Raw genomic sequence first — 6,410 nt, 5'->3', positions numbered from 1 at the left:
TAGACAGGTTCAGCTCGCCACACGCGTTGACAGGCGCGTGAAACGCGCTGTCGATCGCTATTGCGAGGGCCACGGCGTGAAACTCGGCCGTTTTGTCGAAGACGCACTGCTCGACCGACTCGAAGAGTTGGAAGATATCGAGGATCTCAAGGCGCTGCGAGCCGAGACCACCCGACCACTCGAAGATATCCTGCGCGAGCTCAAGCTGGATGGGCTGCTATAGCGTCGAGCTCTCGCGCTCGGCCGAAAAGGCGCTTCGTAAGCTACCCCGCGATGACCTGCGGCGCATCGCTGCAGCGCTCAAACAACTCGAGTCAGACCCGCGACCACAGGGCAGCCGGAAGCTCTCGGGCTACGATGACGTGCTGCGCATTCGCGTCGGCCGCTACCGAATCATCTACAACATCATCGAAGAGCGAGTCCTCGTCATCGTCCTCAAGATCGGTCACCGGCAAGACGTTTATCGCTAGCCTGAACTTCGTTGCAGGTCGAGTGCTCGCAACGCGAGCGTGCGGCGCAACAGCGCCGCACGTCAAGCGCGCCCGGCCTACTTCGCCAGGATTCTGCCATCCGCATCAAGCGTTGTGACCTTGCCGGCACCGATGGGGACGCTGCGGGCAAGCTCCTTGAGCGAGGCCAGCAGCGTAACCGGCTTGCCCGCAGCATCGAGCAGCGGCACATCCTTGCCGTCCTGGTTGCGCTGGATCATGGGGGCCTTCGCGTCGCCCACCACGAGCACCAAGGCCGCCTCGGGCCTGAGGTGGGCACTTGCCGACGCCGCCGCCTGCTCCAACGTCACCTCGCGCACATGGCCCACGTAGTTGTTCCAGTAGTCGAGCGGCAGGCCGAAGTACACGAGCTCGCGGTACATCCACAGGGCCTGCGGCGCCGTGGCAAAGCGAGCCGGCAAGCCGAGGATGGCGCCGTTCTGCTCCCGGGTCAGCTCGGCCTGCGTGATGGGCTTGCCGGCTGACTGAAGGCCCTTGATCTCGTCCATGAGCTCGATCACGGACTGGTAGGTCGCGTCACTGCGCACCGACGAGCCGGCAACGAACGTGCCGTGGTTGCGCTTGTACTGGAACGTTCCGAACGCTCCATACGAGTAGCCCTTGTCTTCGCGCAGGTTCATGTTGACGCGCCCGCTGAAGCCGCCGCCCAGCACCGACGACATCATGCTGTTAGCAAAGTAGTCGCGGGCGTTGCGTGTGGGGCCGAAGTGCATGATCCGAATCGCGGACTGAGCCGATCCGGCCACGTTGACGAAGTAGAGCTTGCTGCCCCGCGACTTCGGGGTCCGTGCGCTCGCACGCCCCTTGGGCTTGCCATTCCAGCCTGCGAGCCCCGTGTCGAACTTGGCCCGCACCTGGCCCTGGGTCATATCGCCCACCACGAACAACGTGGCGCCCCTGGGTCTGACGGTGCTGCGGTGATAGCGCTTGCAGTCGCCCACGCGCAGTCGTTTCAGCGTCTTGTCGGTGACGATGCGACCCAGGGGGTGCCGAGCACCGTACAGGACGTGATCGGCAAGTCGTCTCGCCACCGAGGTGGCCGAGCCCTTCTCCTGCTTCAAACGCTCGAGCCGCTGCCGGACGACGCGGTCGAAGTCTACCTTGCGCATCCCGGGATTGCGCACCGTATCTGCGAACAGCTCGAAAGTTCTATCGAGGTGTTTGCTGAGGGTGCGAAAGGAGACCTCCTGCGTGTCGCTGCGCGCGTGGCTGCTCACGTCCGAGGCGATGTCGGCCAAGGCCTCGTTGAACGCCATCCGGTCGAGCTTCTTCGTGCCCTCGGACATCATGTCCATGCACACACTCGCCAGTCCTATCTTGTTGCTCGGGTCGTTGATCTCGCCGGCGTCGAACGACAGGCTGCCCGATATGATGGGCAGGTCGTGCTTTTCGACCAGATACACCTCGATGCCGTTCTTCAACTGGAAGTTCTGCACCGCCGGAAGCTGGAAAGGGCGCGGAACGGCGGCTGCCGGCTGGCTACGCCGAAACGCCTCCTGGGGAAAGGCTTGCTGCTTGGGGGCAGCCGGAACGGTGGGGGCCGCAGCGGCTTGCACGGCAGAGGCCGAGCCCGCTCGAGCCGCGCTGCTGGCCGGAGGCGGCGCGGCCCCCGCACATCCTGCCAGGGTCAACAGCAAGGCGGACAAGGCGGCGGGGACCGGCGCCGATAGGCTGAAAGCGGCCGCCCGCACCGATGGGCTGAAAGCGGCGGAGACCGCCGATGGGTTGCTGGTGCTGGCTTTCATGATGGTTAGGCTCCGCCACAAAGTAACCACAAAGTAAATGGATGAGTTGTTCTTCCGCGGGCCCTTAGCTCGTGCTTGCAGCGGCGGTGGGCAGCGTGAGGATCTCGATCCGTTTGTCCTTGGTCAGATGCTTGGCGGCAAACGATTGGACCTTCGACGGCGAAGACTTGCGGAAGCGGTCGAGGTCTCGCGTGATCGACCCGGGATCGCCGAGGTAGTGGTTGTAGCCGTGAAGCGTCTCGGCCCGGGCGATAAGCGATTCGAGCCGCCATACGAAACGCGCTTCGTAGCCCACCACCGCGCGGTCGAACTCGCGCTGGCTGACCGGTTGGGCGACTACCTTGCCGATTTCTTCTTTCATGATGCGCTCGACGAGACCGAGATCGGCGCCGGATTTGACCAGAGCGGAAACCTGAAAGTACGACCCTAGCTGTTGCGAGGTCTGACGGGCGCTGACCCGCTGGGCCAACTGCCTGTCTTGCACCAGGATCTTCTCAAGCCGTCCGGTGCGACTCGCCAGCACGTCGGCCAGTATGTCGAATTCGGCATCGCCCTCCCGGTAGGCCGCGGGGGTGTGCCAGGCGTACGTGATCTGGCGCAGCTTGGCGAACGCGTCGGGGACCTGCTTGCGCGTCCGCGTTACCTCTGGGACCGCCGCGCTGCGATGGGCGGGCTTGGAGGTTAGAGGAAAGCTGCCAAACCACTTCTGGACTGCGAGCCTGACGGCGGTGGTCTCGAAGTCCCCCGCGATTACCAGCGTCGCGTTGGCCGGCGCGTACCACGTCTCGTAGAAACCCACCACATCGGCCACGGTCGCGCTCGCGAGATCCTCGTGCTTGCCGATCACCGAATGGTGGTACGGGTGGCCTTCTGGATAGAGCGCGGCGTAGAGCTCCATGTAGCTCGACCCGTAGGGCACGTTGTCGATGCGCTGTCGTTTCTCGTTGCGCACCACATCGATCTGGTTGTCGAGGCTCTTGCGGTTGAGTATGGGAAGCAGGTAGCCCATGCGATCGCTCTCGAGCCAAAGAGCCGTCTCGAGCTGGTGCGACGGCACGACCTCGAAGTAGTTCGTGCGGTCGGTGTTGGTGCTGCCGTTGACGCCGCTCGCCCCTACGGTCTTGAGCACCTCGAAATGGCGATCCTCCCCCACGTGCTGCGAACCCTGGAACAACATGTGCTCGAAGAGGTGAGCAAAGCCGCTCTTGCCTGCCACTTCATCGCCCGAGCCAACATGGTACCACACGTCGACCGCGACGATCGGCACGCTGTTGTCCCGGTGCAGGATGACCTCGAGCCCGTTGTCGAGCCGGTAGCGCTCGAACGAAAGCTCGGGATCCTTGGCACGTGCGTCGCCCACCTGCGCTAGCCACAACGCCATTACCAGACTCGACCACGCAACCGAGCTCGAGCGCGTGGCAAGCCTCGAAGCGTGCGTCTGGCACGCTACCGGCACCTTCATGGAAGCCTCCTCGCTTTTCCGTCGCACGGACTCCATGCCAGCGACCCGCAAAACCGATGCGTAACTCTGGAGCACCGGTATCGTCAAGCCCTACTCTGGATCAAGCTTCCGGCACAGGGTACCGGGCAGCGCCAAGCCCTGGTGCTCCGGTAATCCAAGGGCCAGGTTGAGGTTCTGCAACGCCTGGGTTGCAGCGCCCTTGAGCAGATTATCGATGATCGCTACGACGACGGCTCTGCGCTCATCGGCCGCGAGGCCGCCCACGGCAACGTGGTGTTCGCCCACGATCTCCCGCACGCGAGGCACTTGCTGCTGGACGCGCACGAGAGGTTCGTTCTCGTAGCGTCGCTCGAGCCGCTGTCTCAGGACCTCGAGCGCCATGGGCCGCTTCAAGCGAAAGGCCAGCGTCAGGTGGATGCCGCGAAACCACGAAGCAACGTGGGGCGTGAAGTGTACCTCGTGGCCAAGCTGCTCGGCTGCCTCTCGCTCGTGCGTATGCCCCACCAGATGGTAGGCGAGAAGGTTGTCACGCAGCAGCTCGGGATCGTTCCTTGGCGAGGGGCTGGTGCCAGCGCCGCTAAAGCCGGAAACACCAAACACCTGCAAGGGTCCATCAAGCACCTCCAAGAACGGATCGGCGGCGAGCTGGATCCCCGTAGCGTAGCAGCCCGGGTTGGCGATGCGCCAAGCTCCACGCAGCTTGTCCCGGCAGCGCTCGGGCAGCCCGTAGACGAACCCCGCGTGCCTCCCTGCTGCGAAACGCTGGTCGCTCGACAGATCGACAATAACGCAGCCGGAGTCCCGGCTCTCGAGCGCTGCGATCCAGTCAGCGCTTCGGCCGTTGGGTAGTGCCAAGACCACGGCATCGACATCGCGGCTTTGGACGTCAGAGGGTGAAAGCGCCTCGAAGCACAGTGCTGGCTCGGTATCGAAGACAGGACGCCCCTCAAGCTCCCGTGATGAGGCGTAGGCCAACCGCAACGACGGGTGCGCGCGCAGCAATCCAAGCAGCTCCCGACCGACGTAGCCCCGTCCACCGACCAAGCCGACGCGCTTCACGCTCGTCCCCCTCGGCTGCCTCGCCGGATCGTGGGCGGCACAGCCAATGCCTGTTGGGCGCAACGTTTCATCTCGTCAAAACCCTCGAGCCCGTACCAAAAAATCACCCATTCGGCACTGCGGTACATGCCGTCGGCGCGTGCGAAATACCAGGCGTTGGTGGGGTTTCCGGCACGGGCGCGCCAGAAGAGCTTGGTGTTGTCTCGTCGCATGCGCTGCCAGATGCTGCCGCCCACGCCTCGACCTTGAGCCTCGTCGGTCACAGCGAACTTGTCGAGGTATGGGATTCCGCCCTGCCGAGTCACTATGGCCGAGCCGTGGTAGCTGTCGGCAAGATAGACGCGGCAGCAACGCCGGGTCTCGAAGTAGTCCGGAGCAAGCTCAGCATCGAAGCACGCTTCGAGCAGAACGCGCAGTCGTACACAGTCGACCCCCGAGAGACCGTCGAAGCGGCGCACCCGTTCTCCGATCCGCAGCAGGGTGCCCGCCCCGGTATGCGTGAACAACTCGCGAGCGAGGTGTTGTGGGGAAGTGATCGACACGGAGGACATGAGCGGCAGCTTGTCGAGCAGTTCCTTGATCTGCTGCAGCTTGAGCCGCATGCCCGCCTTCACCCACTCCTGAGCCATCAATTCGTCGTAGTCTTCCGCGAAATTGACGGCGCCCAAGATGCGTTTCTTATCATCCAACAACCCGCCCGTGTCCGTAAGAAACACGATCTTGTGTGGCTCGAGCGCCCAAGCCAGCTCCCGCGCCGCTACATCGGCATTGAGGTTGAGGATCTGCCCCTGTGCCGACTCACCGAGCGGAGCGATGATGGGCAGCTGACCGGCCTCGATACACCATTTCAGCGGCGCGAGCGCCACGCCCTGGACCTCGCCGACCAGCCCGAGGCGCCGATCGGGAGAGGTGCGCGCTTGAAAGACCCCGGACGTAAGCGGACGCGCGCGAGTGCCCATGCGTTCGAGCGCCATGACGATACGGTTGTTTTCGAGCTGGAATACCCGCCGCGCCACATCGAGGACTTCAGGAGTCGTGACGCGCAGCCCGTCGATCCGCTCGCTGGCGATGCCCGCCTCCTCCAGCGCTCGATTGAGCTGTGCTCCGGCCCCGTGCACGACGACCGGATACAGCCCAACCTCGTACAGGAAGCTCAAGGAAGAGGTCAGGGCATCCAGTTGCTCATCCAGGATCCGCCCTCCCACCTTGATGACCGCGAACTTCTGTGCCTCCGCGCCGGCGTAGGTCTTCAGATACTGTTCGACCTCCTTGCGGCTGCCCAGGTTCGTGAGCAGGCGCGCGATGACGTGCCGGGTCCGCGCCTCCGCGTTCACCCCATGTGCTCCGCATTGAGCAAAGTTACGCGCGACCGGCGGTCCCCTTCCCGTTCCACGAGCCCGGAGGCTCCGGGAGCGGTCGGGGCAGAGCCAAAGACGGGATCCCGAACAGCCGGAAGGAAGTGCTTGGCCAGGTCGTTCACGTAACGCTCTCCGATGCCCACTCGACACAGGGCCGCACAGCCCCGGACGCGACTCTGTGGCCTCCCCGGCACGGCGCGTCAACTCGAACGACGGTAGCGATAACCCGTGCGGACCGCAGAGGACCGGGCGTAGCTGGCATGGCACGACGAGCAGG

Annotated in this window: 6 protein-coding genes; 2 read left to right on the top strand and 4 right to left on the bottom strand. The window is 64.2% G+C overall.

Features of this window, described 5'->3' with window-relative positions:
• Window positions 1–223: hypothetical protein (locus tag MJD61_12175; GenBank protein ID MCG8556026.1), on the top strand; the 223-nt coding region annotated here is incomplete at its 5' end.
• Window positions 210–470: a type II toxin-antitoxin system RelE/ParE family toxin gene (locus tag MJD61_12170; GenBank protein ID MCG8556025.1), complete on the top strand. Its 261-nt coding sequence runs from the start codon at window positions 210–212 to the stop codon at window positions 468–470. The genes MJD61_12175 and MJD61_12170, both read left to right, overlap by 14 nt.
• A 77-nt stretch (window positions 471–547) precedes the next feature.
• Here MJD61_12170 and MJD61_12165 read toward each other — a convergent pair whose 3' ends face one another.
• The 4 genes from MJD61_12165 to MJD61_12150 form a co-directional block, all read right to left on the bottom strand.
• A complete protein-coding gene (locus MJD61_12165) occupies window positions 548–2,254 on the bottom strand; it encodes an insulinase family protein (GenBank protein ID MCG8556024.1) in 1,707 nt (568 codons plus the stop codon).
• A gap of 64 nt (window positions 2,255–2,318) precedes the next feature.
• Window positions 2,319–3,716, bottom strand: a complete 1,398-nt coding sequence (locus MJD61_12160) for an insulinase family protein (protein ID MCG8556023.1) — start codon at window positions 3,714–3,716, stop codon at window positions 2,319–2,321.
• A 90-nt stretch (window positions 3,717–3,806) separates the two neighbouring features.
• Entirely contained in the window at window positions 3,807–4,775 is a 969-nt protein-coding gene (gene argC, locus MJD61_12155) for an N-acetyl-gamma-glutamyl-phosphate reductase (protein MCG8556022.1), read from the bottom strand.
• Window positions 4,772–6,109, bottom strand: coding sequence for an acetylglutamate kinase (locus MJD61_12150; GenBank protein ID MCG8556021.1), 1,338 nt, complete (start codon window positions 6,107–6,109; stop codon window positions 4,772–4,774). Before MJD61_12150 ends, argC begins: the two co-directional genes overlap by 4 nt.
• Between the last annotated feature and the right edge of the window lie 301 nt (window positions 6,110–6,410).

It is taken from the genome of Pseudomonadota bacterium, assembly GCA_022361155.1.
Lineage (GTDB): Bacteria > Myxococcota_A > Polyangia > Polyangiales > JAKSBK01 > JAKSBK01.
The sequence above is the reverse complement of the archived record's forward strand: the minus strand, read 5'-3'. Positions and strand labels throughout refer to the sequence as shown.

Coding starts and splice junctions, on each gene's coding strand:
- MJD61_12170 (MCG8556025.1), top strand. CDS start 210: ATGGGCTGCTATAGCGTCGAGCTCTCGCGCTCGGCCGAAAAGGCGCTT.
- MJD61_12165 (MCG8556024.1), bottom strand. CDS start 2,254: ATGAAAGCCAGCACCAGCAACCCATCGGCGGTCTCCGCCGCTTTCAGC.
- MJD61_12160 (MCG8556023.1), bottom strand. CDS start 3,716: ATGAAGGTGCCGGTAGCGTGCCAGACGCACGCTTCGAGGCTTGCCACG.